We start from the raw sequence: 26449 nt of genomic DNA, 5'->3' as shown, positions 1-26449 counted from the left end.
GAATGAGGTTTGAATATGGGAAAAGTATTGAATAGAATCGGTCGACTTATTTTATTAGTTACAATGATCGGCTCGTATACGATGTGGGTCGTAGGAATTGATGCGCCAGTCACAAAATATATGTATGCCAATAGTTCAATTTTATTATTAATAGCAGTAATACTTGTACTGCTATTAAATTGTACGAAATTAAAATTTATTGACTGGCTGACCGTAGCGTTGGCGCTAGCCACCTGGCTCTTGTTTCACTTTACGGAATCAATCCGTCATAGCACGATGCAAACAGATACAATGATTCCTTTAATTATTTTGTTGGTCCTTTGTTTTAAAGTTTGTGTCTTTGACCGTATGGATCAAACGCTTTTATTAATTGTCTCTTTAGTTGCTTTGAGTGCGACTTTGTATCGGATGTCCGTGGAGTTGCCACAGTTGATTCCAGCAGACGAAATTTTTAAAGAATCAAATAAACTAGAAAGTATTTGGATTAATACCAATACGATTGGTGCAACATTGATGTTTTCAACAATGATGGCCAGTAGTTTGATCAAAGCATATAGAAATAAGGTTTTTAACCTGCTGCTTTTACCTGTATACATTGGTGGTGTTTTAGGTACATGGGTCAGTCAATCAAAAACCTCTTTTGCCATTTTAGTTGGTTTTATTCTGGTGGATAATCTTTTACCAAAACGTTTCTTGCAACGTTCGAAAGTTTGGCTGTTTGGTTTTGTCGGAGTAGCTGCATTGGGACCATTGTTATTTTACTTATGTGCGGAATCGGATACTGTGGATTTATTTACAGGAAGAGAACGAATTTGGCATGAGTTTTTTGCTAAATGGTTATCTGATCCTCAACATATTAAAGTCGGTATGGAGCCTTTTGTGGCCTCATGGAAACCGCTGGGGACACATAATGCTTTTCTATTTACGTTAAGTAATTTTGGTGTCATTGGCTATCTGATTTTATTTGGTTTTTTAGTCAGTATGATTTTATTGATTGGTTTCCGCAAAAAAACATTGGATCGTATGCAAGTTAGTTTACTTTTAGGCTTCCTTTTAATCTGGATTCATTCATTTATGGAAGATATTTTATTAGCGCCTCATTGGATGCCGATTGTTTATAGTTTCCTTGGGCTAGCCTTCTACTTCCGGCCAGAGAAAAAACGAGGAAGACATGAAAGACCAACGACACCTAAAAGAAGAAAACGAGTGAAACAAACAAGTCCTGTTAGCAATGAAGAGCGCCCGATAGCACCTGTTGACGAAGAGGGCTGGGACCAACCTGAAGAATTAAGTCGTGTCCAAAGACATCGCAGATAATTTTCATCCTATAGAACTTTCTTGTCCGCTGACATTATGGTAATATAGGGGTTGCATGTTATTACAAATAATGTAATTACTGGAAGTGAAGAGAGGAAGTTTTTAATGACATCAAAAAGTGAATGGAGTAATGCAAGACGGATTGTAATTATTTTAGCAGACGTTTTGCTCTATAATTTATCAATCATCTTAGGATTTATAATGAAATTTGGCCGAGCAATACCATCATTTAACTTTGTGGCTTATGAAAAATCTGCAATTTATATTTCAATCTTTTTTATCTTTTTGAATTTGTTGTTAGGTGCGTATATTTTTTATAATCGCAAAATTAGTGACATCATTTTTGTCACGGTGATTGGTCAAATTTTAATGACTTTAACGATTATGATTGTGACATTTGCCGGACGTTGGTTTACGTTCCCGCGTTCTGTTTTAGGATATTCTTTTATAATCGGAATTATTGTTCTAAGTTTTTGGCGAATTCTTGTTTATTATCTTTACTTAAAGGTCAGCAATGAGCGAAAAGTTGTTTTACTAGGTAAAGAAAATCAAGTCATGCGGTCAATTCAAAACTTTATGTCTGATAAAAATAACAAGCATAAAGTAACGAGTGTTGTTGTCAGTAATTACTATGAAAACTTAAAAAAAATTATCGATGAAATCGATATTGTTTATATTTCAAGTAATGTTGATGAGAACGAAAAAGTAAAATTGTATCAATTAATTGTCAAACACAAGAAAAAAATCTTTTTAGATACAAGTTTTGAAAATCTAATTATGTTAAAACCAAACATGATGAACTTTGAAGATGAAAGTATTATCGAAGTCTCAAATTTTGAAATTCAACCAGAAGAGAATTTTATTAAACGTTTATTCGATATTTTAGTCTCTGTTTGCCTATTTGTGATTACCTCCCCCTTAATGCTTATTGCAGCAATTTTAGTCAAAGCAACCTCACCGGGACCAGTGATTTACAAACAAACTCGGATTACATTAGATCAACGTGAGTTCTCGATTTTAAAATTTAGAACGATGTCGGCAACAGCGGAAGCAAAATCAGGTCCAGTCTTATCTACAAGTAACGACAGTCGCGTCACTACAGTTGGTAAATACTTGCGCGCTTTACGTATTGATGAGTTGCCACAACTAATCAATGTTATTCGCGGGGATATGTCCATTGTCGGACCACGTCCTGAACGACCATTCTTTGTTGATCAATTTAATCAGGAAAACCCGAATTACTATTTACGTCACAATGTACGTGCGGGGATTACTGGCTATGCCCAAGTTTATGGGAAGTATGCTTCTGACTACAATAGTAAATTGAACTTTGATTTACTGTACATCAAGAATTATTCATTACTGTTGGATATGAAAATTCTGCTTCAAACCATCAAAATTCTCTTTGATAAAGTATCATCAAGAGGATTGGATGAGTCTGAAGAACGTGAAGAATTGACGATGGATTATTGTAAAGAGAATGCTATTAGAATTTACCGTTAAGAGGAGCAGTAGCTCCTCTTTTTTTGAAAAAAAAGAGAGACTTCTAACAAAGCTTGAAAAATTAGGTATTCTATGTAAAAATATACAAGCGTGGATGAAAAAAGAAATAGGGGTGAAGAAATGGAAAAGGTACCAGTAAGTGTCTTACTTTCCATTTATATAAAAGAGCGTCCTGAATATGTTATTGCATGTTTAGACAGTATTTTTAATCAAACTGTAAAAGTCGATGAAATAGTATTAGTAGAAGATGGTCCTGTAACTGAAGAAATGACAGTCATTGTAGATAAATATAAAGAAACGTATCCAGAAGTGCTTCATGTTTTACCTCTAGAAAAAAATGTTGGTTTAGGTAAAGCGTTGGCAGAAGGGGTTAAAGTTTGTCGTAATGAACTGATTGCACGAATGGATGCAGATGATATTATGAAGACGGATCGGATTGAAAAGCAGTGGCAATTATTTCAAAAAAATCCTAACTTGGTCATTGCTGGTTCTAACATTATCGAATTTGAAGGGAACATAGAAAATGTTTTGGGTTATCGTAACCTTCCCAGTTCTAATGAGGATATTCGTGAATTTTCCAAAAGAAGAAACCCGTTTAATCATATGACTGTCATGTATAAGAAGTCAGACATTTTAGAGGTCGGTAACTATCTGCCAATGTCAGGATTTGAAGATTATTATTTGTGGGTGCGGTTATTGAAAAAAGGAAAGGAAGCTCAGAACCTTTCTGAACATTTAGTCTATGCTCGAACAGGCAGTGATATGTACGCACGGCGTGGTGGTTGGCAGTATTTTAAGTCAGGACTAAAAGGACGCAAAGCAATCTATCAAGCAGGACTTGGTAGTTTTAAAGATTTTTTTGTGAGTTCCAGTGCACATGTTGTCGTAAGTTTGATGCCGAATAATTTACGAGGTAAATTTTATGAGAAGTTTTTAAGGAAAGATAATGATTAAGATTGAGGTAAAATTATGCAAGAGATGACCCAGACAGATTTAAAAGAAATACAAGCTGTAACATTAACTATGTCCAAATATTTTGTTCAATTTTGTCAAGAAAATAATTTATTATGTTATTTCTGTGGCGGTGGTTGTATTGGTGCTGTACGCAGTCAAGGATTTATTCCGTGGGATGATGATTTGGATTTTTTTATGCCACGACCAGACTATGAAAAATTAAAAAAGCTATGGCCGCAGAAAGCAGACATAAATAGATATCCATTATTAGTTGCTTCTAAAACATATAATGATCATAATTCATTTATAACTATTAGGGATACTGCCACTACTTTTATTAAACCCTATCAAGAGGATTTAGATATCCCTCATGGTTTACCAATTGATATTTTTCCATTAGATGGTGCGCCAGAAGGGAAATTGCGAAGAAAAATTCAAAAGTTTTGGGCACTGATTTATGCGTTATTTTGTTCGCAAGTTGTTCCAGAAAAACATGGTGGTCTGATGGCTACAGGAAGCAAGGTTTTATTAGGGATTTTTTCTTCAAGCAAAATTCGCTATCATATTTGGCGCTTCGCTGAAAAAAGAATGACCAAGTATTCCTTTGGTTCAACTCCTTATGTCACTGAATTATGTGTCGGACCACGCTACATGGGCAATATTTATCATTTAGAAGATTTTAAATCTGCTATTTTTGTTCCATTTGAAGATACAAAAATGCCAATACCAGTGGGATACAATCGCTATTTGACACAAGTTTTTGGAGATTATATGCAATTGCCACCAGAGGAAGATCGTCAACCTCATCATGAAGCGCTAATTGTTGATACTAAAAAATCGTATACAGAATATATTTAAAAACTTCAATTATTTATACTAATGCTGAACGTTATCTATAAATAGCGTTCAGCATTTTGTTGTAAAAAAATAAATAACACAATCAATGTAATAAAAAGATAAAGTTTAGAAATAAAATAGTAAAAAAAAGTTAGCAAGATTTTCTTGACGTAAGCTAAAATTTATTAGAAAATTATTTGAAACTAGTGCTCATTCTAATCAGTTTTGAGAAATTTCAATTTGAAAAGTAAAAAATTGTTGGTTTCAAGTAAAATTTACATACTATAATTAAATGAGGATTAATTGTAAAGAATACGTAAAAAGAAGGGTTAAATAAATAATGAAGAGAATAAATAAAATATCTGTTATTACAATGCTAATGCTGACAACATTGGTTCCTAGTTCATCAATAGTGTATGCAATCGATGCATCAAGTAGTGAAAGTGCAGAAGAAGTAATTTCTGCGGATACAGCAGAAACACTAAACTCTACGTCATCTAGTGAGGAAACTTCGACAGAAAGTTCTTCTAGCACCTTATCATCAGTTCCTTCGGAAACAAAAAATAGTTTGGACACGAGTGGTGCTACAGACACTAGGCAATCAACAGATGCTGAAGAAACTTCGGAAACGACTAGTTCTTCAGAAGCTAATAAGAAAGATGAAGACGAAATCGTAATAACAGAGGATATGAACAAACCTATGGGATCAGGAATGAAAGGAACGAGAAGAAAAAGAGCCGCATATGCCTACGGTGATCCTATTAGCATAACAGAGGCAAATCGTCCGCCTAAAAACTTTATCGATGTATCTTCTTGGAATGGTAGTTTAAGTGTAGCAAATTATCAAACTATGAAAAGTTATGGGATAGGCGGAGTGGTCGTTAAAATGACCGAAGCGACAACTTATCAAAATCCAGAAAGATTTGCACAAGTTCAAAATGCAAATGCAGTGGGAATAAAAGTATCCGCCTATCACTATAGTCACTTTACAACAAAAGATCAGGCAATAAAAGAAGCAAACTACTTTGCCGATACAGCAATTAATACTGGATTATCAAAAGACACTTTAATGATTAATGATGCAGAAGAAGGTAGCATGAATAATGGACAATTGACAGCTAATTCAATTGCTTTTGCCAATCAATTAAAAGCAAGAGGCTTTACGAATGTATTACATTATTCAATGGCAGCCTGGTTTACAGAAGGAGTTTTATCGCCTACACAACTAGGGACTGAAAATATTTGGATTGCTCAGTATCCTTTTGAACCGACTGCAGATCAGTTATGGCACAAAAATGAAGGTTATGCGGCATGGCAATGGTCTTCTTTATTAACGATTCCAGGTGTTGATATCGGCGTAGGTGTGTTTGATATTAATGCTGATTACACTGGACGATTTACATCTAGTGGTGGAAAACAGTATGATGTAATTTTAGATGAAAAACAATATGATTACACGGCAAGGGTAAAACCAGCAGCTGAATCAGGAAAACACGGCGTGTTTAATGGGATTATGAATACAGCTCCTGGAATCGTTAATATCGGTATGGGAGATAAATATGCGAACCAAAGCGTTCATATCATAGGATATGCCAAAACAAGCCGGACAGAGTTACTCCATTTTACAGTAGGTGGAAAAGATGCAGGCTGGATGGACAAACGAGCATTCACAGCTACACTAGATAAAGCCACGTATAGTAAAATGAGTCGTGGAGCCAAAATAGGCGATGTAGCAGTTTCATCGAAGCATGGATTATATACAAAACCAAATAATACAGCAGAAGATGGAGAAAAAATAGGTTTAGGCTCTCTATATGCGAATCAAAACGTGCAGATTATTCAATCCGCTAAACTATCAACAGGTGTTACGGCTTATCAATTTCAAATAAATGGACAAACAATTGGCTGGTTGGACAGCCGTGCCTTCAGCAATGTGTATGATGAGCTGCTAGATGAAAAAAGCTATGATTACATGGCAAAAGTAAAACCAACAGCTGAATCAGGAAAACATGGTGTGTTTAATGGAATTATGAATACAGCTCCTGGGATCGTTAATATCGGTATGGGAGATAAATATGCGAACCAAAGTGTTCATATCATAGGATATGCCAAAACAAGCCGGACAGAGTTACTCCATTTTACAGTAGGTGGAAAAGATGCAGGCTGGATGGACAAACGAGCATTTACAGCTACATTAGATAAAGCCACGTATAGTAAAACGAGTCGCAAAGCCAAAATAGGCGATGCAGTAGCTTCATCGAAGCATGGATTATATACAAAACCAAATAATACAGCAGAAGATGGAGAAAAAATAGGTTTAGGCTCTCTATATGCGAATCAAAACGTGCAGATTATTCAATCCGCTAAACTATCAACAGGTGTTACGGCTTATCAATTTCAAATAAATGGACAAACAATTGGCTGGTTGGACAGCCGTGCCTTCAGCAATGTGTATGATGAGCTGCTAGATGAAAAAAGCTATGATTACATGGCAAAAGTAAAACCAACAGCTGAATCAGGAAAACATGGTGTGTTTAATGGAATTATGAATACAGCTCCTGGGATCGTTAATATCGGTATGGGAGATAAATATGCGAACCAAAGTGTTCATATCATAGGATATGCCAAAACAAGCCGGACAGAGTTACTCCATTTTACAGTAGGTGGAAAAGATGCAGGCTGGATGGACAAACGAGCATTTACAGCTACATTAGATAAAGCCACGTATAGTAAAACGAGTCGCAAAGCCAAAATAGGCGATGCAGTAGCTTCATCGAAGCATGGATTATATACAAAACCAAATAATACAGCAGAAGATGGAGAAAAAATAGGTTTAGGCTCTCTATATGCGAATCAAAACGTGCAGATTATTCAATCCGCTAAACTATCAACAGGTGTTACGGCTTATCAATTTCAAATAAATGGACAAACAATTGGCTGGTTGGACAGCCGTGCCTTCAGCAATGTGTATGATGAGCTGCTAGATGAAAAAAGCTATGATTACATGGCAAAAGTAAAACCAGCAGCTGAATCAGGAAAACATGGCGTGTTTAATGGAATTATGAATACAGCTCCTGGGATCGTTAATATCGGTATGGGAGATAAATATGCGAACCAAAGTGTTCATATCATAGGATATGCCAAAACAAGCCGGACAGAGTTACTCCATTTTACAGTAGGTGGAAAAGATGCAGGCTGGATGGACAAACGAGCATTTACAGCTACATTAGATAAAGCCACGTATAGTAAAACGAGTCGCAAAGCCAAAATAGGCGATGCAGTAGCTTCATCGAAGCATGGATTATATACAAAACCAAATAATACAGCAGAAGATGGAGAAAAAATAGGTTTAGGCTCTCTATATGCGAATCAAAACGTGCAGATTATTCAATCCGCTAAACTATCAACAGGTGTTACGGCTTATCAATTTCAAATAAATGGACAAACAATTGGCTGGTTGGACAGCCGTGCCTTTAGCAATGTGTATGATGAGCTGCTAGATGAAAAAAGCTATGATTACATGGCAAAAGTAAAACCAGCAGCTGAATCAGGAAAACATGGCGTGTTTAATGGGATTATGAATACAGCTCCTGGAATCGTTAATATCGGTATGGGAGATAAATATGCGAACCAAAGCGTTCATATCATAGGATATGCCAAAACAAGCCGGACAGAGTTACTCCATTTTACAGTAGGTGGAAAAGATGCAGGCTGGATGGACAAACGAGCATTCACAGCTACACTAGATAAAGCCACGTATAGTAAAATGAGTCGTGGAGCCAAAATAGGCGATGTAGCAGTTTCATCGAAGCATGGATTATATACAAAACCAAATAATACAGCAGAAGATGGAGAAAAAATAGGTTTAGGCTCTCTATATGCAAATCAAAATGTGCAGATTATTCAATCCGCTAAACTATCAACAGGTGTTACGGCTTATCAATTTCAAATAAATGGACAAACAATCGGTTGGTTGGATAGCCGCGCCTTTAAAATATAGAATAAGTTTATAAAGGTAACGAACAAACAATCTATCGAGGTTCTTTGTCAAATAGTATTGGTAAATAAAAATAGTGAACATCGTAAAAGTCAGAGGAGAAAACCCTCTGGCTTCTTCATTTTTTATTAAGTGATTCTTATTATGAAATTATTTTTTTATCAAACATATGGTTATGGTCTATTTAACGTATTTGAATAAAAAATAGTATTTTCTGAAATACTTGTATCCGTGACAAATGGCATTTAAGCCTATTTTTACTCACTTCTAAATACGGCTTGAGTTCTACTATTTGAATTCTACAGAGTTTTGAGATGTTTTTTGTAAATCAAAAAGTATAGAGTTTTTATCGTTTGTCCGTAATTTTTGTATTAAAATAACGAACAAAAATATTTACAGTTCGATTAAGGTCTACGATAAATTATTGAAACTTACTGTTAGTTATGAGAAAATATAAAAGATTGAATGCAGTTTTGGCTGTGTTGATGAATATATAAGTTAAACAAAATTGAAATAAAACTAGTGGTTGACTAGTTAGAGAAAGGATTTTGTATCAAATGATTACAGCTTTAATTATTGCCGGTGGGGTCGGCAAACGAATGGGGCAGGAGATTCCTAAACAATTTATTATGGTAGAGGAAAAACCGATAATTATCTACACATTGGAATCTTTTCAAAAGCATCCACTCATTGATCGAATCTTAGTTGTGTGTAAAAAAGGTTGGGAACAAACACTAGATGCCTATGCAAAAGAGTACCATATTGACAAATTACAATGGATTATTCCAGGAGGAAATTCTGGTCAAGAATCAATTAATAATGGGGTTAATTTCTTAAAAGAACATTCAAACCCAGAAGATACTATTGTTATCCATGACGGAATTCGTCCATTAGTTGATGAATTAGTTTTATCTGATGTAATTGTTAAGTGTCAAGAATACGGTAATGCAGTGACTTCGTTGCCATATAATGAACAAATTTTTGTAAAAGAAACTGAGGAAACAACTCGACAATATATTAATCGTGAAACATTACGTCGCGTGTCAACACCACAAGCCTATAAATTTGAAAAATTAACTTGGGCTTACGAAAAAGCATTCCGTGAGAATATTGGTATTTCTGAATCGTCATACACGAATACTATGATGGTGGATTTAGGCGAAACATTGTATTTTGCTTTAGGCTCAGATAAAAACATTAAGTTAACTACACAAGATGACTTACAGTTATTTAAAGGATTCTTGAAAATGAAAGAAGAGTAGTGGAGGGATACCATGTTATTTACAGACGATAATTATTTATCAGACGTTGAACGAGTTTTAGAGAAGACACCAGATTGGACGAAAGTAACTAATAAATCTGTTTTTATAACTGGTGCTTCAGGCATGATTGGGACCTTTTTAATTGATGTGCTTATGTACCAAAATAAAACGAGAAATGCGAATATTTCGATCTGGGCGATGGGACGAACATTGTCGCGTTTAGAAGAGCGATTTACTAGTTATCTAGAAGATCCGTTATTCCATATAGTTATCGGAGATGTCATAGAAGAAATTCAGGTAGCAGAAGCTTGTGACTATGTGTTGCATTGTGCTAGTAATACACATCCTAAATCATATGCCAGTGATCCAATTGGAACGATTATGACCAATATTGCTGGTACGCAGCATATTTTAGATTATGCGGTCAAAGCGAATAGTGAAAAAGTGTTATTTTTATCAACTGTTGAAATCTATGGAGAAAATCGTGGAGATCTTGATAAATTTACGGAAGACTATTGCGGCTATATTGACTGTAACACGCTACGGGCCGGTTATCCAGAAGGAAAACGAGCAAGTGAATCATTATGTCAAGCCTATATTCAGAAATATGGTATTGATGTTGTTATTCCAAGAATTAGTCGTACTTTCGGGCCTACGATGTTACTTTCGGATAGTAAAGCTTCTTCTCAATTTATTATGAATGCAGTCCATAAAGAAAACATTGTGTTAAAAAGTGCAGGGACCCAACTATATTCTTATGCATATGTTGCAGATATTGTATCTGCTCTTCTGTTTTTATTAGTTAAAGGGCAAAAAGGGGAAGCTTACAATGTTTCAAACGAACATTGCGATATTACGTTACGTACTTTTGCGGAAACATTAGCCAATGTGGCTGGAACAAAAGTGATTCATGGAGAAGCCACCGCCCAAGAAAAACAAGGATTTTCTAAAGCAACAAAAGCACTACTAGACAATCAAAAAATCTACGCATTAGGTTGGCGTCCATTGTACGACAGTATGGAAGAACCATTAAAACATACAATTAAAATTTTAGAAAGTAGCGGAAATTGATATGCCCAAAATTAGTATTATTGTTCCTGTATACAATGTAGAAAAATATTTAGAAAAATGTGTACGCTCTATTTTAGCTCAAACATTTACTGACTTTGAATTGATTCTTGTAGACGATGGCTCTCCAGACAGTTCTGGAGCAATGTGTGATCAGTTTGCTAAACAAGATGAACGGGTAAAAGTTATCCATAAAGAAAATGGAGGACTGAGCGATGCTCGTAATGCTGGAATTGAAATAGCGACAGGTGAGTATTTAGGTTTCATAGACAGTGATGATTACATTGCAGATGATATGTATGAATTATTATATACAAATATCGTAAAAGAAGATGCCGATTTATCAATATGTGGTATTTATGATGTCTATGAGGGGAAAGAGCCTGTAGAAAAACAACAGCAATATATAGTACTAGATAAAGTAGCAGCAATGAAAATGATTTTAGAAGCTAAAGTTGTATCTGTTCATGCCGTGAATAAGTTATATAAAAAAGAAATTTTTGAAGATATCCGATACCCTGTAGGCATGATTACAGAAGACGGTGCAGTTATTTTATCTATTCTAGAGCATACAGAGAAAATTGTTATTGATACGCAACAAAAATATTATTATTTTCACCGTGCCAATAGTATTTCAACCAATCTTTTTTCTAAGAAAGATTTAGATACAATCAATGTTTGGAAAGAAAATGAAAAATATATCTTAGACCGGTATCCTGAATTATCTAATGTTGTTCATACACGTGTATGTTGGGCAAATTTTATTGTTTTAGATAAAATGGTTACTAGTCAGTTAACGGAAGAAGAAAAAATAATTCAAAAAGAGGTTATTTCTTTTTTGAGGAAGAATTTTCTGTTCATTATGAAAAATAAATATTTTACTAAGGCTAGAAAGATAGCCATGTGTGCTCTACAATTTAGTAAGTGTGCGTATTCTTGTTTCCCTAAATTACAAGAAGCAAATAATAAAAAGAATAGTTAAAATTTAAAAAGTTGTTAGGAGAATATTATGAAAAAAAAGCTTAAACTGGATATATATACAATTACTCAAACCATCTGTATAATTGTATCGATTATTCTTTTTTTCTATGGTAAAGCTAAGATGTTGTACAATTGGCAACTATTTGGTGTAATGTTTTTTTGGACAGGCAATTTGGTTTATTCATTTAAAAATTTCGGACAAAAATCAGTTTTTTTCTTTTTTAATATTACTATTTTTGTCTTCTTATTAAGTCGTCCATTTATTAGTTTCTTTCGTAATAGAATTTGGTGGCATTGGGGGTATTCAGGATCAAATTTTGCGATGAATGTTCTGTATCTAACTTTAATTGGCATCTTAATAGGTGCGATGTTATTTCAAAGGTTTGGACTTAAAGATTTTGATTCTAAGCTGGAAAAACAAAAGTATCCTACTTATCGAATATATTTAATGAAATTTAGTTTAGTCTTTTATTTCATAACATTGATTGTAAGTGTTTATGGTGATATGGAAAAACTAATATTTGTACGTAGTACGTCATATGAAGAGTTCTATGCATCTTTTTCTTCGAACTTGCCAACATATGTGCAAGTATTAGGTTTAATGATGCCTTATGTTGTGTGCATTTATTTAGCTTGTATGCCCAAAAAAGGCATTAGTTACGTGGTATTAGGAAGTTATGTGATAAGCTCTTTTCCAACTTTTTTAATGGGACAGCGAGGCCCGTTAATTTTAAAAATTATCTTTGCGTTACTTTATTTTATTATTAGAGACTATTTACAAGATTCTCAAAAATGGATAAGTAAATTTGAAAAAATTGTAATTATTCTAGCGACACCTTTAATGATTGTATTGATGGGGGCTTTTAACTATATTAGAGCAAATTCTTCAATTGAAACAAACGGATTTTTTTCATTAATTGTTGATTTTTTCTTCAAACAAGGAACCTCTTTTGATACAATTATATTTGGGCATGATTTTTTGGACAAACTACCATTTATTGATGTAAAAAATTATACATTTGGAAGTTTTATTGATTCTTTTAAGTATGGATTTATTGGTCAAAAGCTATTCAATGGTATCGGATTGCCTAGCACTAATAGTCCGGAAAAAGGCATGATTAGTAATAGTTTGGCACATAATTTGGCATATGTTTATCGTAAAGATGAGTATTTAGCTGGAAATGGAAATGGTTCTTCTTATCTGTTAGAAATATTTGCAGATTACGGATATATAGGGGTTTTTATAGCTAGTATTTTATTAGGAATTATTTTGATTTTTCTTGTAGTAAGTTTTAAAAGAAACAATTTACTTTTATCTACGATTGCATTGATTTGTATTTCTAATATTTTGTTTATTCCACGTAGTGATGCTACTAGCTGGTTACAATTTATTATGAAACCAACATTTATTGCACCAATGATTATATGTTTTGGCAGTTCATTTTTACTTGCTAAGTTGGAGAGGTTAAGGAAGGTAAGTCGTAAATGAAAAAAACAATTGGGACAATTCTAACAGTTATTACAGTAAGTATTTTATTGAGTGGATGTAGTAAAGCAAAATATCCAATTATTCATTTCACTCAAAAGGAATTTGTAGCAGATGGCAACGGTGTTGTAGAGATCAAAGGACAATTTTTGAATGGTGAACCAGGTACTTTAGAAGCTAACATAAACAGGAAAGCAGGCAAAGTTAAAGTCGATAAAGATCAGAATTTTCATATTCGATACCAAATGGATTCCATTAAAGATACAGATTTTTATTTAGGAATTAAGGATGAAAAGAATCGTATTGCTGTGGGGACAACTAAAATTGATTCTTCTGAAGTAGAAGCTGTCCAAAACGATTTTGAAGTTATAAGAACAAGTGATATCATTAGTTATTTTAATAAATATGATATAAAATTTTTAGACTATAATGAGAACAACGTTGCAGAGCTATCTGGTTTAACTAGTTCTGTAGTTTTTAATGTAGGAACAAGAATGGATGGGACTTCAATAAAAGAAGGAGTTTATTTATTTGAAGACCCAGAGTCTTGGAATAAGGCTAATTTATCGATTTTAGATTGGTGGAATAAAAAAGTATCCAATTCATTAAATAAAAATTATAATGATTTAGATAAAGATTCATCTGTAAATTTTTTATACGGACCTAATTTTATCGATTCAGCGGAAGAAAAAATGATTAAACAAATTGATTTTTTTGATAATAATCGTTTTTTATGGACGTATAGAGATAAAGAAAAATTTTTAATATTAGTTTCGGATCCAGAATTAACAAGTATTGAACGCGGCAAAAGTATGCTTGCCATTCAAAGCTTATTAATAGATAAAACTTTTAGTTTAGACAAGGATGAAGAAGATTCAGAAAGAGGATAATTTAGCAAAAATCTATTGAATTTTGTACACATTATTATCATGTTTAAAATCTAAGAAATTATTTAAAATAAAAAGACACTCCTGTAACACAAACGAATATAGGGGTGTTTTTTTGCTCTTTGTTAATAAGGGTTGATGAGTTGTAAAAATGAGCCTGGGACAAAAATCCAAAGTGATTTTTGTCCCAGGCTTAAAAATTGATAAAGAGCGGGAGCAGAAGCAACTCTTTCGGAAATAAGCCGAAATTCTCCAAAAATTAAAGAACAATTTTCGAAAATTCCTTCTTATTTCTCGCAGTTAAACACTTCTGTCCCGACCTCTTGATACGATTCTACAATATTTATTTACTAACATTTAATAAAAAGCTTTTTTTCATCATATAATAAATAAAACGTATTAATGCCTTTTTTTGAGCTTAGTGATAAGGCTGTTAAAAATACTTATTACAAATTTAAATTCAGCTGTGCGATAAAATAAAATAACGAAGACTATTGCTCCAATAACAATTCCAGCTAAAGATCTCAATATAATACTTAAAAGAGTTGTAGCAGATATCAAACTAAATAATGGATAAGTAGCTAGAATACCTAATCCTAAGGCTATGCAATACTTTAAAGTGACAAACAAATACTTGCCAAATCTATCATGAATACCATATTTTAAGACTACATAAGGTTCATACCAAGAAACTGAGGTTAGAGAAGATAAGATAGTGGCTAAAATAACTCCAGCGATACCCATATCGAAAATTAATAAGAAAATTAAAGAAAATACGATGTTTAAAATGGACTCCACAACAGATTTCCATCTTTGAATCCAAGCTAAACCATATGCAGCTATGAATACTTGCGCAGAATTTCTAAAAACGCCAATAACAAAGTTTAAGATGATTAAAGTGAAAATGAAATTATCTAGTTGGTAAGAAGAGCCTACCCACCAAGATATGAATGGTTGTATAGATAAGAACATAACAATCGTTGCAAAATAAATCAGAATAAAATTTATAAAATAGTGTCTAAAAAATATTTCACGACCATTTTCTCTGTCATCTGAGACGGCTACGCTTCCAATGCTGGCTGTTATAGAATTAGTAAACTGGTTGAAAATACCTTTAATACTATTTACAATTAACACATAGTTGGAGTAACGTCCTACTGCAGCTAAATTAACAAATATGGAAATTAAGATATTATCTGTACTCAAAACAACGACAGAACCAATTTTATTAGAAAGATTTCCAATGGTATTTTGTTTTAAAATCTTAATAGTTTCTCTATCCAATTTTTTTATTTCTTGATATTGAAATACGTGTTTGTATCTTTTTTTTACTCGCAGAGAAATATCAATGTTTGAAATTACTGTACAAATAATTTGAATAAGTAAATAAAGTGCGTAATTGCCCGTTGTGTATAATACGAACACCTGAATAACTGTAGCGACAACTAAATAAGCAAACGTGTTAATCACATTGAGGTATCCAAGCTGATCTGCATTAAGCAATGAGCGGTTATAAGTAAAGAAATAGCTGAAAACGGAGTTGGCTAAAAATAATAAATATAAAAGCTGAATATTCGGGATACCTACATCTTTACCGACTATCACAGGTAAAAAAGGAATGAGTAAACAACCTATGATACCTATTGCTATACCGATTATATTGTATATTTTTTTATATAGATGCATTAAAGCTTTAATTGTTGCAGTATCCTCTTGTTGCAATGGTTTGTATAATGAGAAAATGATTGAGGTTCCAACACCTAATTCGGCTAATGACAACATACTAAGTATATTTGTAAATAAGCCGTTTAGTCCTAAGTATTCAATTCCTAAAAAGCGAATGAATATCGTTCTAGAAATAAACTGAATTCCTATGGTCAAAATAAATATTATTGTTGAGATGCTAGAATTAATAATAGAATATTCTAAACGTGATTTTTTTTGCATAATGTTCTGTTCTCCTTATTAAAATGGTTCTACTAAGATAAATAAAAACTTTATTCAGTTGCAATCATAACTTAATGAAGAAAGAATATCAATTCTCTAAGAGATTTTTTCGTAATATATTAATAATTGTTATTCGTTAAGGAACGATGTTTTATGGTTAAAAATATGATAAAATACAATAAATTAATCATTTTAGAAAGTAGGGACAAAAGTGGAATCATTCCTAATCACAGGCGGTGCCGGCTTTATCGGCTCAACCTTAGCAAATTATTATAGTAAAGACAATCAAGTTGTGGTCATTGATGATTTATCAATGGGCCAAACTGAAAATTTAAACGCATCTGAAAACATCACGTTCATTGAAGGTAGCGTGACTGATCAACAATTAATGGAAAAAGTACTACAAGAGTATCAGTTCGATTACATTTTTCACTTAGCCGCGATTGCTAGTGTAGCAGACTCAGTAGCACGTCCAGTGGAAACACACCAAGTGAATTTTGAGAGTGTGTTACAATTACTGGAATTAATTCGGAAATACCAGAAAGATTTAAAACGTTTGGTGTTTGCTTCTTCTGCAGCAGTTTACGGCGATGAGCCAACTTTACCAAAACAGGAAGAATCAGTAATTCGTCCATTAACGCCTTATGCGGTGGATAAATTTGCTTCTGAAAAATATGTGTTAAACTATTGTCATTTATATGATGTTCCGACAAGCGCTGTTCGGTTCTTTAACGTTTATGGGCCAAACCAAAATCCTAATTCCCCTTATTCTGGCGTTATTTCGATTGTGATGGACTCTTACAAACGCTTATTAGCCAATCAAGAAGTGACATTCAATATCTTTGGTGATGGAAAACAATCTCGTGATTTTGTCTTTGTTGAGGACGTGGTTCAAGCGTTGAATCTTGTCGCTCATTCTGACCAATCACTTGGGGAAGTATATAATGTCGGAACAGGGAAAGCAACTGATTTAAATGAGTTAATTTCTTCTCTAAATGATATTATGAAAGTCACTTTGCCAGTTGAATACAAAGAAGCGCGAGCTGGGGACATCAAAGATTCTTTAGCGGATATATCTAAATTACGTGCCATTGGATATGAACCAAAATATAGTATCCAATCTGGTTTAGATAAATACGTTAATTATGAATTAAAAGATTAAGAGAATAAAAAGACGGATTTGAGACTAAATTGTTTATAAGACTTAAAGAGTAGGACATCAGTCGCTTTGATTGATGTCCTACTCTTTCTTTTAGTTTTTCCCATATTTGAACCCACCTCACTCCAATGGTACAATAAACAAGATTGGAGTGAGAGCATGACAGATATTATTGCACATCGAGGAAGTAAAGGCACCCATCCTGAAAATACGTGTATTGCTTTCAGAGAGGCTGTTCGTATTGGTGCTGAAGGAATTGAATTAGACGTTCACCTATCTAAAGATGGTTATTTAATCGTTATGCATGATGAAACGGTGGATCGTACGACAGATGGTCATGGTGAAATCCAACAGTTAACATTAAACGAATTAAAACAACTAGACGCTGGAAGCTGGTTTCAGAAAAATCCTTCTGTTCAATGTGTTCCAACATTGGAAGATGTTTTAAATTGTCTTGTAGAAGAACAATTCAATGGTTTTTTGAATATTGAACTTAAAACGGATATTATCCATTATGAAGGAATTGAGAAAAAAGTCGTCCAACAAATGAATCAAAAAAACTGGCCGTTTCGTTATTTATATTCCAGTTTTTATTTTCCAAGTTTAGTTAAATTAAAAAAAGCTGATCCTAAGACAGAAATTGCCTTTATTTATGAATCTGCAGAGGATTTAAGTCAAGCGGGACCGGCATTTGCGCTTGTCGATAGTTTACATCCAAAATTGTCATGGGTGTTGGCTCATAAAAAAGAACTTATCACAATTGGCAAACCGCTGCGGCCATGGACTGTTAATCGGATGGAAGAAATGGAAAATTGTTTTCAGCTAAAATTGGCGGGTGTTCATACGGATTTTCCTGAAGAAGCAAAATTTGCTCGTCAAAATTGGCAAGAAGAAGGAGAAACATAATTGGAGAAAGTATTAGTTATTGTAGGACCCACTGCGGTGGGGAAAACAGCATTAAGTATTGCTTTAGCAAAAAAATTTAATGGTGAAATTATTAGCGGTGACTCCATGCAAGTTTATCGCTCGTTAGACATTGGCACCGCTAAAGTCACAGAAACAGAAAAAGAAGAGATTCCTCACCATTTAATTGATTGCCGTGAAGTCAGCGAAACATATTCTGCTGCTGATTTTCAGAAAGAGGGTCGTCAAAAAATCAAAGAAATTACTGAAAAAGGGAAACTACCAATTATAGTTGGAGGAACAGGTTTGTATATTCAATCACTCCTTTATGATTTTCAACTAGGAAGTCGTGAGATAGATGACTCGCCTGAAATTAGAGAAACGTACAATTTATTTGCGGAAGAAAAAGGGAATCAAGCCTTATGGCAGTTATTACAACAAAAGGATCCTCTAGCGGCTGACAGTATCCATTTTAATAATCGCAAAAAAGTCATTCGTGCGTTAGAGGTCTTTGATAAAACCGGTTATAGTATTTTGACCCCGAAGGAAAAACCAGCTCGTCTCTATGATTATTATTTATTAGGTTTGGAAACAGATCGCGCTTTATTGTATGAGCGTATTAATCAGCGGGTGGATCAAATGATGACAGAAGGACTGTTGGAAGAAGCAAAACAGATGTTTCAGCAACCACATGCACAAGCAGCTCAAGGTATTGGCTATAAAGAATTTTTCCCGTATTTTTCCGGTGAACAATCATTAGAGATGGCGGTTGAAACAGTCAAACAGCAATCGCGGCGATATGCCAAACGTCAATTGACTTGGTTTAGAAATCGAATGGCTGCGCATTGGTGGGATTTGGTTCAGCAGCCAACAGATTTGCCCAAGTTGGAAAAAGAAGTAGCGGAATGGCTACAACAGAAGGAGAGTGAGTAGGCGATGACCACTCATGAAAAAGTGATTCTAGTAGGAGTTGAGACGGAAAAAAATTATCAGACATTTTCTGCATCAATGGAAGAACTGGCGAATTTAACGGAAACCGCTAATGGAGAAGTGGTGTTTGTTTTAACACAAAAACGACCACAAGTCGATCGACAAACCGTAATTGGTAAGGGGAAATTGGAAGAATTAATTCAATTAACAGATGCCTATGAAGCGGATCTTGTGATTTTTAATCATGAGCTCACACCGCGTCAAAATCAACTGTTATCTGAAGCGTTAGCTGTGCGAGTAATTGATCGTGTACAATTAATTTTGGATATCTTTGCTTTGCGTGCGCGCTCCAAAGAAGGAAAGTTACAAGTTGAATTAGCACAATTGGATTATTTATTGCCTCGCTTGGCTGGGCAAGGAAAACAGTTGTCCCGACTTGGAGGAGGTATTGGGACGCGCGGGCCTGGTGAAACGAAATTAGAGTCGGACCGCCGACACATTCGGAATAAAATCTTAGGCATCCGTCGTGAGTTAAAAGAAGTCACTGCTCATCGTGAACGAAGCCGGCAGAAAAGACAAAATTCAGAACTATTTCAAATTGGCTTGATTGGTTATACCAATGCTGGCAAATCAACCATTCTCAACATGTTGACAACAGCAGGAACTTATTCAGAGGATCAATTGTTTGCAACGTTAGATCCTTTAACTAAAAAATGGCAATTGCCTCAAGGCATGGAAGTTACTCTGACCGATACGGTTGGCTTCATTCAAGATTTACCAACACAACTGATTGAAGCCTTTCAGTCGACATTGGAAGAAAGTCGGACGATGGATTTACTGCTCCATGTGGTGGATGCAAGTGCGCCAGATCGTTTACAACATGAACGCACAGTTCAAACATTGATTAAAGAATTAGCGTTGGAAAATATTCCATGCTTGACGGTTTATAATAAAAGAGATCAAGTGGACAGCAAAGAATTTGTCCCAACCTTATTTCCCAATGTATTGATCTCAACTAAAATTTCTGAAGATAAAGAACGACTGGTTCAAGCTATCCGTGCCCAAATGATGGAATTACTCGAGCCTTATCAATTAGAAATTAGCCCAACTGACGGACAACTATTAAGTGAACTTCGCCGGATGACACTAATGGTTTCAGAAGAATATGCTGAAAATGAAAATCGGTATATCGTGAAAGGATTTGCGAAAAAAGAGTCTAAATGGTTGGCTGAATCCGAAAAAGAATAAAAAATGGTAAGTTGATTAGAAATGATTTGTAAAAACAAATCATTTCTATTTTTTTGATTAGTAGGAGAAAATCAGCCGTGAAAAGATGGGAAAGTCCATATTTATCAGGTTTTTTGTTTTATGTTAGAAAATCTAACATAAGTTCTTGACAATTTGTCATTCTATTGTTATTCTAAGAAATAACTAAGAGAGGAGGATGGAGATGAGAGAAAAAGAGTTACGCCGTTCCATGTCAGTTTTTCCAATTGGTACAGTTATGAAACTAACGGATTTGACCGCTCGACAAATTCGCTACTATGAAGAACAGGGATTGATTCATCCAGAACGTAGTGAGGGCAACCGACGCATGTATTCTTTAAATGATATTGATGTTTTGTTAGAAATTAAAGATTATTTATCTGATGGATTGAACATGGCAGGGATTAAGCGTGTGTATGAAATGAAATTAGAGGAACAAAAAAACACCGCCGAGGCAACTCGTCCATTAACCGATGCAGATGTTCGTCAGATTTTATACGACGAAATTCTTTCGCAAGGAGGACTTACTCAGCAAAATCCGTTCCAATCGAATGTACCAAGGCTTTAACGTTTCAGCAGCCAATAAAAATGAAGGATGGGGATCAGACCGATGACAAGAAAAGCCAAAACGGCAGAAGAGATTAAACATATTGCAGAAGAAGAAAACGTACGTTTTTTACGACTAATGTTTACCGACATTATGGGAACAATTAAAAATGTTGAAGTTCCTGTGAGTCAGCTAGATAAAGTATTAGATAATAAAATGATGTTTGATGGGTCATCCATTGAAGGATTCGTTCGTATCGAAGAAAGTGACATGTATTTATACCCTGATCTATCTACATGGATGATTTTTCCGTGGGAAAGCGACCATGGAAAAGTTGCGCGCTTAATTTGTGATATTTACAATCCTGATGGTACCCCTTTTGCCGGAGATCCCCGCGGTAATTTAAAACGTGCCTTAGCAGATATGAAAGAATTAGGCTTTACTTCGTTTAACTTAGGACCAGAACCAGAATTTTTCCTATTTAAATTAGATGAGAATGGTGAAATTACCACTGACTTGAATGATAAAGGTGGCTATTTTGATTTTGCGCCAACCGATTTAGGTGAAAATTGTCGCCGTGATATTGTTTTAGAGTTAGAAAGTTTAGGCTTTGAAGTGGAAGCTTCGCATCATGAAGTAGCACCTGGTCAACATGAAATTGACTTTAAATATGCTGATGTAGTTGATGCTTGTGACAATATTCAAACGTTTAAGTTAGTTGTGAAAACTATTGCACGCAAACATGGTTTGCATGCAACATTCATGCCAAAACCTTTATTTGGAATTAATGGTTCTGGCATGCACTGCAATATGTCATTATTTAATGAAGAAGGTAATGTTTTTTATGACGAGTCAGGAGAGATGGGCTTAAGCCAAACTGCGTATCATTTCTTAGGTGGTTTATTAAAACATGCCCGTGCCTATACTGCGGTATGTAACCCAACAGTGAACTCTTATAAACGCTTGGTACCAGGTTATGAAGCACCTGTTTATGTAGCTTGGAGCGGCAGAAATCGTTCACCACTCATTCGAGTTCCTGAATCTCGTGGTTTATCGACTCGTTTAGAATTACGTTCTGTCGATCCTTCAGCGAATCCGTATTTAACAATGGCAGTCTTATTACAAGCAGGTTTGGATGGTATTCGTAATGAACTTACGCCACCGCCAGCAGTTGATCGTAATATTTATGTGATGAATGAGGAAGAACGTCAACATGCACAAATTGAAGATTTGCCATCAACCTTACACAATGCCATCAAAGAATTACGTAAAGATCAAGTAATGATTGATGCATTAGGTCGTCATATTTTTGCCAATTTTGTAGAAGCGAAACGAATGGAATGGGCAGCCTTCCGTCAAACCGTTTCTGAATGGGAAAGAGAACAATATTTGGAGTTGTACTAAAAGCCGTTACTTTTAATAATCTTAATGTTTAGAAAGAGGAAGATAAGTCGAAACGCTTATCTTCCTCTTTCGTTCTTTAGTTTGTGAATGAATAGATAATTTTTATTTCACAAAATAAAGTAATTTTAATTCAGTGAAATAGTTTGTTTATAGGGGAGAAAGGGGGTTTTTCTCAATTTCTCTTTTATTTTTAAGCAAAAAAATTGACAAAATCTTTCATAATTTGTGAAATTCCGCTATAATAAACAAGAATATGCGTGCAACTATTCTATTTTTTAGATATAAAGGATGAGAAAAACATGCGGAAAATGAAAACAATGGATGGGAATGCTGCAGCAGCTTATATTTCCTATGCTTTTACAGAATTAGCAGCCATTTATCCAATAACACCAAGTTCAACGATGGCTGAACTTGTTGATCAGTGGTCGGCCGAAGGTAAGAAAAATATCTTTGGTCAACCTGTGAAAGTAGTCGAAATGCAATCGGAAGCTGGTGCTGCCGGCGTGGTCCATGGCTCTTTAAAAACAGGCGCGCTTACCACGACCTATACGGCTTCACAAGGGTTACTTTTAATGATTCCTAATATGTACAAAATAGCTGGAGAACTATTACCATCTGTTTTTCATGTGGCGAGCCGAGCTATAACCACGAATGCTTTAAATATTTTTGGTGATCAAGGAGACGTAATGGCCGCACGCCAAACAGGCTTTGCTATGTTGTCAGAAAGCAGTGTGCAAGAAGTGATGGATTTGGCACCAGTGGCTCACTTGGCTTCGATTGAAGCGAGTGTTCCATTTATGAACTTTTTTGATGGCTTTAGAACAAGTCATGAAATTCAAAAAGTGGCAGTTCTTGACTATGAAGAATTAGCACCCTTAGTAAACCAAGAGAAATTAGCCGAATTTCGTCGTCGGAGCATGAACCCGAATCACCCTTCCGTTAGTGGAATGAACCAAAATCCAGATATTCACTTTCAACAACGAGAAACAATAAATCCTTATTATGAAAAATTACCTGGTATTGTTCAAAAATATATGACAGAAATTAATCGGTTACGGGGAACCAATTATGATTTAGTGACGTATTATGGCGCAGAAGATGCAGAAGAAGTGATCGTCACGATGGGTTCAGTTGCACAAACAATTGAACAGACGGTTGATTATTTACAAGAACAAGGAAGAAAAGTTGGCTTCCTTAATGTCCATCTTTATCGACCATTTCCAGTTGAAACATTTCTCGAAAAAATACCACAATCAGTTAAAGCAATTGCTGTTTTGGATCGGACGAAAGAGCCCGGCGCTGGTGGCGAACCGTTATTATTGGATGTCCAAAGTGCGATGTATGAAACGGATATTCGCCCGACGATTATTGGTGGGCGCTATGGTTTAGGTTCTAAAGATGTATTGCCAAATCAAATTGTTGCGGTTTTTGATGAATTAATGAAAGAACGTTCTGCCATGAAGAAGCGCTTTACAATTGGGATTGATGATGATTTAACTTATACTTCATTAGAAGTTGGCAAACCACTTGATTTGACGAATCCGAAAACCTATCAAGCTAAATTTTGGGGCTTTGGTTCTGATGGCACAGTAGGGGCGAACAAGTCAGCAATTAAGATTATCGGTGATCATACAGACAAGTATGCGCAAGGCTTTTTCTATTATGATTCAAAAAAATCAGGCGGGTTGACCGTTTCTCATTTACGTTTTGGCGAGACACCCATTCGCTCAACGTACCTCATTGAACATTCTGATTTTGTGGCTTGTCATACAGCCGCTTATTTGCATACCTATGATTTAGTAAAAGGGTTAAAAAAAGGCGGTACTTTCCTCTTAAATACCATTTGGAATGATGAACAACTAGCACGATTTTTACCAAATCAATTAAAACGGTATCTAGCTGAAAATGAGATTCAGTTTTATACAATCAATGCAGTGAAATTAGCTAGTGAAGTCGGACTAGGCGGGCGAATTAATACCGCGATGGAAACAGCTTTCTTCAAATTAGCGGAAATTATGCCTTTTGAGCAAGTGTTGCCAATTTTAAAAGACGAAGCATTGAAAAGTTATGGTCATAAGTCCATGAAAGTTGTCGAAAAAAATATTCAAGCAATCGATAAGACCGTTGAATTGTTGCATCAGGTACCTGTTCCAGCAGAGTGGAAAACGCTTGAAGTTCAACCGCGAAAACGTTCAGAAAATGTTAGTGATTTTGTTCATGAAATTGTTGAACCGATTAATCGTCAAGAAGGCAATGCGTTATCTGTTGCGACACTAGCGAAAAATGGGATGACAGATGGGCGGATGCCTTTGGGAACTGCGGCAGTTGAAAAACGTGGAGTTGCATTAGAAGTACCTGAGTGGATTAGCGATCGATGTACTATGTGTAATGAGTGTGCCTTTGTATGTCCTCATGCGGCGATACGACCATTCTTAGCCGATGAAGAAGAAATGACTGAAGCGCCAGAAGGATTCATTGTGCGTGATCTACGTGGTGCCGACGGCTTGAAATATCGTATCCAAGTCTCAGTCAAAGATTGTACTGGCTGTGGACTTTGTGTTGAAGCCTGTCCAGCTAAAGGCAAAGCTTTAGTAATGAAACCTTATGAAAAAGAAAAAGAGCAGGCTATGAACTGGGCGTTTGCTATGACGTTACGTCAAAAGGAAAACCCAGCAAAACCGAATACTGTTTTAGGTTCGCAATTTAATAAACCTTTATTAGAGTTTTCTGGTGCTTGTTCTGGTTGCGGCGAAACGCCTTATGTTAAATTATTGACGCAAATGTTTGGTGACCGAATGCTGATTGCTAATGCAACAGGTTGTTCATCGATTTGGGGTGCTGCAGCGGGTGTGACACCTTACACTACTAATGAACAAGGACAAGGTCCAGCTTGGTCAAATTCTCTTTTAGAGGATAATGCCGAGTTTGGTTATGGCATGTTGTTAGCAACGCAAGCCCGTCGCGAACGTTTGGCTAGTAAAATGACCAAAGCTTTTTCTGTAGCCAGTGACTCGTTGCGTCTATTGATGGAAGATTGGATAGCACATCTGTCCGAAAGTGAAGGTACGCAACAACGTGCAGCTAAATTACGTGCAGCTTTGCTTGAAGAAAAAACGAATCAACCTTTATTGGAAGCAATTTATGACGATCAAGATCTTTTTGTTAAACCAAGTCAGTGGATGATTGGTGGAGACGGCTGGGCTTACGATATTGGCTACGGCGGTATTGACCACGTGTTAGCTAGTGGCGCTGATGTGAATATGTTAGTTCTAGATAATGAAGTCTATTCCAATACAGGTGGCCAAACTTCCAAAGCAACTCCGGCATCAGCGATTGCGAAATTTGCTGCCAGTGGGAAATATGCCTCTAAAAAGGATTTAGGGATGATGGCAATGACTTATGAAAATGTCTATGTCGCTCAAATTGCCTCAGGTGCAAACCAAATGCAGACGATTAAAGCTTTTGAAGAAGCAGAAAAATTCCCTGGACCATCGATTATTATTGCTTATACACCATGTATTACACATGGTTTAGCAGGTGGGATGAGTCAAACGTTGAAAGAAGCGAAAGACGCAGTTCATTCAGGTTACTGGTCTTTATATCGCTATAATCCATTATTGCGAGAAAAGGGCAAAGAACCAATGACATTGGATTTCAAAAAACCAGATTTTTCATTAATGAAAGAGTTTATGCGCCAACAAGTTCGCTTTGCATCCTTAGAATCTAGTCAACCAGATACAGCGGAATTGTTATTTAATAAAACAATTAATGATGCTAAGAGACGGTTCTATAATTATGCTCGTTTAGCTGGTCAAGAAGAAAAAATTCGAGCAAAACTAGAAAAACAAAGTGAACCAGAAATAAATACGCCAGAGAACGAGAAGCCACGAGTGAAAAAAGAACGCGTAGTTGATCCGGAAGCGGAAGCAAGAAGGGCTGCCCGTCGCGCTGAACGAGCAGCCAAGAGAAAACAACGTGGGCAAGATTAAATAGAAATCAAA

The 26449-nt window shown here is 35.3% G+C and carries 18 protein-coding genes; 17 read left to right on the top strand and 1 reads right to left on the bottom strand.

Going from position 1 to position 26449, the window contains the following annotated elements; genetic code table 11:
• Positions 1-15 precede the first annotated feature (15 nt).
• The 10 genes from IGK70_RS09150 (at position 16) to IGK70_RS09105 (ending at position 14295) form a co-directional block, all read left to right on the top strand.
• Positions 16-1317 carry an EpaQ family protein gene (locus IGK70_RS09150; protein WP_071981504.1) on the top strand — a complete coding sequence of 434 codons (1302 nt, stop codon included), beginning with the start codon at positions 16-18 and terminating at the stop codon, positions 1315-1317.
• Between the two features lie 105 nt (positions 1318-1422).
• Positions 1423-2820, top strand: coding sequence for a sugar transferase (locus IGK70_RS09145; protein WP_002410860.1), 1398 nt, complete (start codon positions 1423-1425; stop codon positions 2818-2820).
• Positions 2821-2940: 120 nt separating this feature from the next.
• Positions 2941-3774 (top strand): glycosyltransferase, encoded by an 834-nt coding sequence (locus tag IGK70_RS09140; RefSeq protein WP_002410862.1) that lies wholly within the window; start codon positions 2941-2943, stop codon positions 3772-3774.
• 15 nt (positions 3775-3789) lie between these two features.
• Complete coding sequence (locus IGK70_RS09135; protein ID WP_002410863.1) at positions 3790-4632, top strand: LicD family protein; 843 nt, start codon at positions 3790-3792, stop codon at positions 4630-4632.
• 319 nt (positions 4633-4951) lie between these two features.
• The gene (locus IGK70_RS09130; RefSeq protein ID WP_438775227.1) at positions 4952-8611 is read left to right on the top strand and encodes a GW dipeptide domain-containing protein; all 3660 of its coding nucleotides are present in this window, start codon (positions 4952-4954) and stop codon (positions 8609-8611) included.
• 554 nt (positions 8612-9165) lie between these two features.
• A complete protein-coding gene (locus IGK70_RS09125; protein WP_002378508.1) occupies positions 9166-9870 on the top strand; it encodes an IspD/TarI family cytidylyltransferase in 705 nt (234 codons plus the stop codon).
• Positions 9871-9882: 12 nt separating this feature from the next.
• On the top strand, positions 9883-10941 hold the full coding sequence (locus IGK70_RS09120; protein WP_002411418.1) for an NAD-dependent epimerase/dehydratase family protein: 1059 nt from the start codon (positions 9883-9885) through the stop codon (positions 10939-10941).
• Position 10942: 1 nt separating this feature from the next.
• The gene (locus tag IGK70_RS09115) at positions 10943-11920 is read left to right on the top strand and encodes a glycosyltransferase family 2 protein (protein WP_002411417.1); all 978 of its coding nucleotides are present in this window, start codon (positions 10943-10945) and stop codon (positions 11918-11920) included.
• Positions 11921-11947: 27 nt separating this feature from the next.
• On the top strand, positions 11948-13408 hold the full coding sequence (locus IGK70_RS09110) for an O-antigen polysaccharide polymerase Wzy family protein (protein WP_002411416.1): 1461 nt from the start codon (positions 11948-11950) through the stop codon (positions 13406-13408).
• Complete coding sequence (locus IGK70_RS09105; protein ID WP_033919481.1) at positions 13405-14295, top strand: hypothetical protein; 891 nt, start codon at positions 13405-13407, stop codon at positions 14293-14295. The genes IGK70_RS09110 and IGK70_RS09105 overlap by 4 nt, the downstream gene beginning before the upstream one ends.
• Before the next feature lie 396 nt (positions 14296-14691).
• Here IGK70_RS09105 and IGK70_RS09100 read toward each other — a convergent pair whose 3' ends face one another.
• Positions 14692-16239 carry an oligosaccharide flippase family protein gene (locus IGK70_RS09100; protein ID WP_002411414.1) on the bottom strand — a complete coding sequence of 516 codons (1548 nt, stop codon included), beginning with the start codon at positions 16237-16239 and terminating at the stop codon, positions 14692-14694.
• A 211-nt stretch (positions 16240-16450) separates the two neighbouring features.
• Between IGK70_RS09100 and IGK70_RS09095 the strand changes: the two genes are divergently transcribed.
• The 7 genes from IGK70_RS09095 to nifJ all read left to right on the top strand — a co-directional run bounded on the left by IGK70_RS09095 (position 16451) and on the right by nifJ (position 26437).
• Complete coding sequence (locus IGK70_RS09095; RefSeq protein ID WP_071981502.1) at positions 16451-17401, top strand: GDP-mannose 4,6-dehydratase; 951 nt, start codon at positions 16451-16453, stop codon at positions 17399-17401.
• A 156-nt stretch (positions 17402-17557) separates the two neighbouring features.
• Positions 17558-18304 (top strand): glycerophosphodiester phosphodiesterase, encoded by a 747-nt coding sequence (locus IGK70_RS09090; RefSeq protein WP_010827565.1) that lies wholly within the window; start codon positions 17558-17560, stop codon positions 18302-18304.
• Positions 18305-19234, top strand: coding sequence for a tRNA (adenosine(37)-N6)-dimethylallyltransferase MiaA (gene miaA, locus IGK70_RS09085; protein ID WP_002411411.1), 930 nt, complete (start codon positions 18305-18307; stop codon positions 19232-19234).
• A 3-nt stretch (positions 19235-19237) separates the two neighbouring features.
• Complete coding sequence (gene hflX, locus IGK70_RS09080) at positions 19238-20479, top strand: GTPase HflX (protein ID WP_002411409.1); 1242 nt, start codon at positions 19238-19240, stop codon at positions 20477-20479.
• Between the two features lie 202 nt (positions 20480-20681).
• A complete protein-coding gene (locus IGK70_RS09075) occupies positions 20682-21065 on the top strand; it encodes a MerR family transcriptional regulator (protein WP_002388239.1) in 384 nt (127 codons plus the stop codon).
• A gap of 42 nt (positions 21066-21107) precedes the next feature.
• The gene (glnA, locus tag IGK70_RS09070) at positions 21108-22448 is read left to right on the top strand and encodes a type I glutamate--ammonia ligase (RefSeq protein WP_002356929.1); all 1341 of its coding nucleotides are present in this window, start codon (positions 21108-21110) and stop codon (positions 22446-22448) included.
• A gap of 257 nt (positions 22449-22705) precedes the next feature.
• Positions 22706-26437 (top strand): pyruvate:ferredoxin (flavodoxin) oxidoreductase, encoded by a 3732-nt coding sequence (nifJ, locus tag IGK70_RS09065; RefSeq protein ID WP_071981500.1) that lies wholly within the window; start codon positions 22706-22708, stop codon positions 26435-26437.
• Positions 26438-26449 lie beyond the last annotated feature (12 nt).

Origin of the sequence: Enterococcus sp. DIV0358 (genome assembly GCF_051713465.1) — a bacterium.
In the GTDB taxonomy this organism is placed as follows: domain Bacteria; phylum Bacillota; class Bacilli; order Lactobacillales; family Enterococcaceae; genus Enterococcus; species Enterococcus faecalis.
Note: the sequence above shows the minus strand (reverse complement) of the source record. Positions and strands in the feature narration are given on the sequence as shown.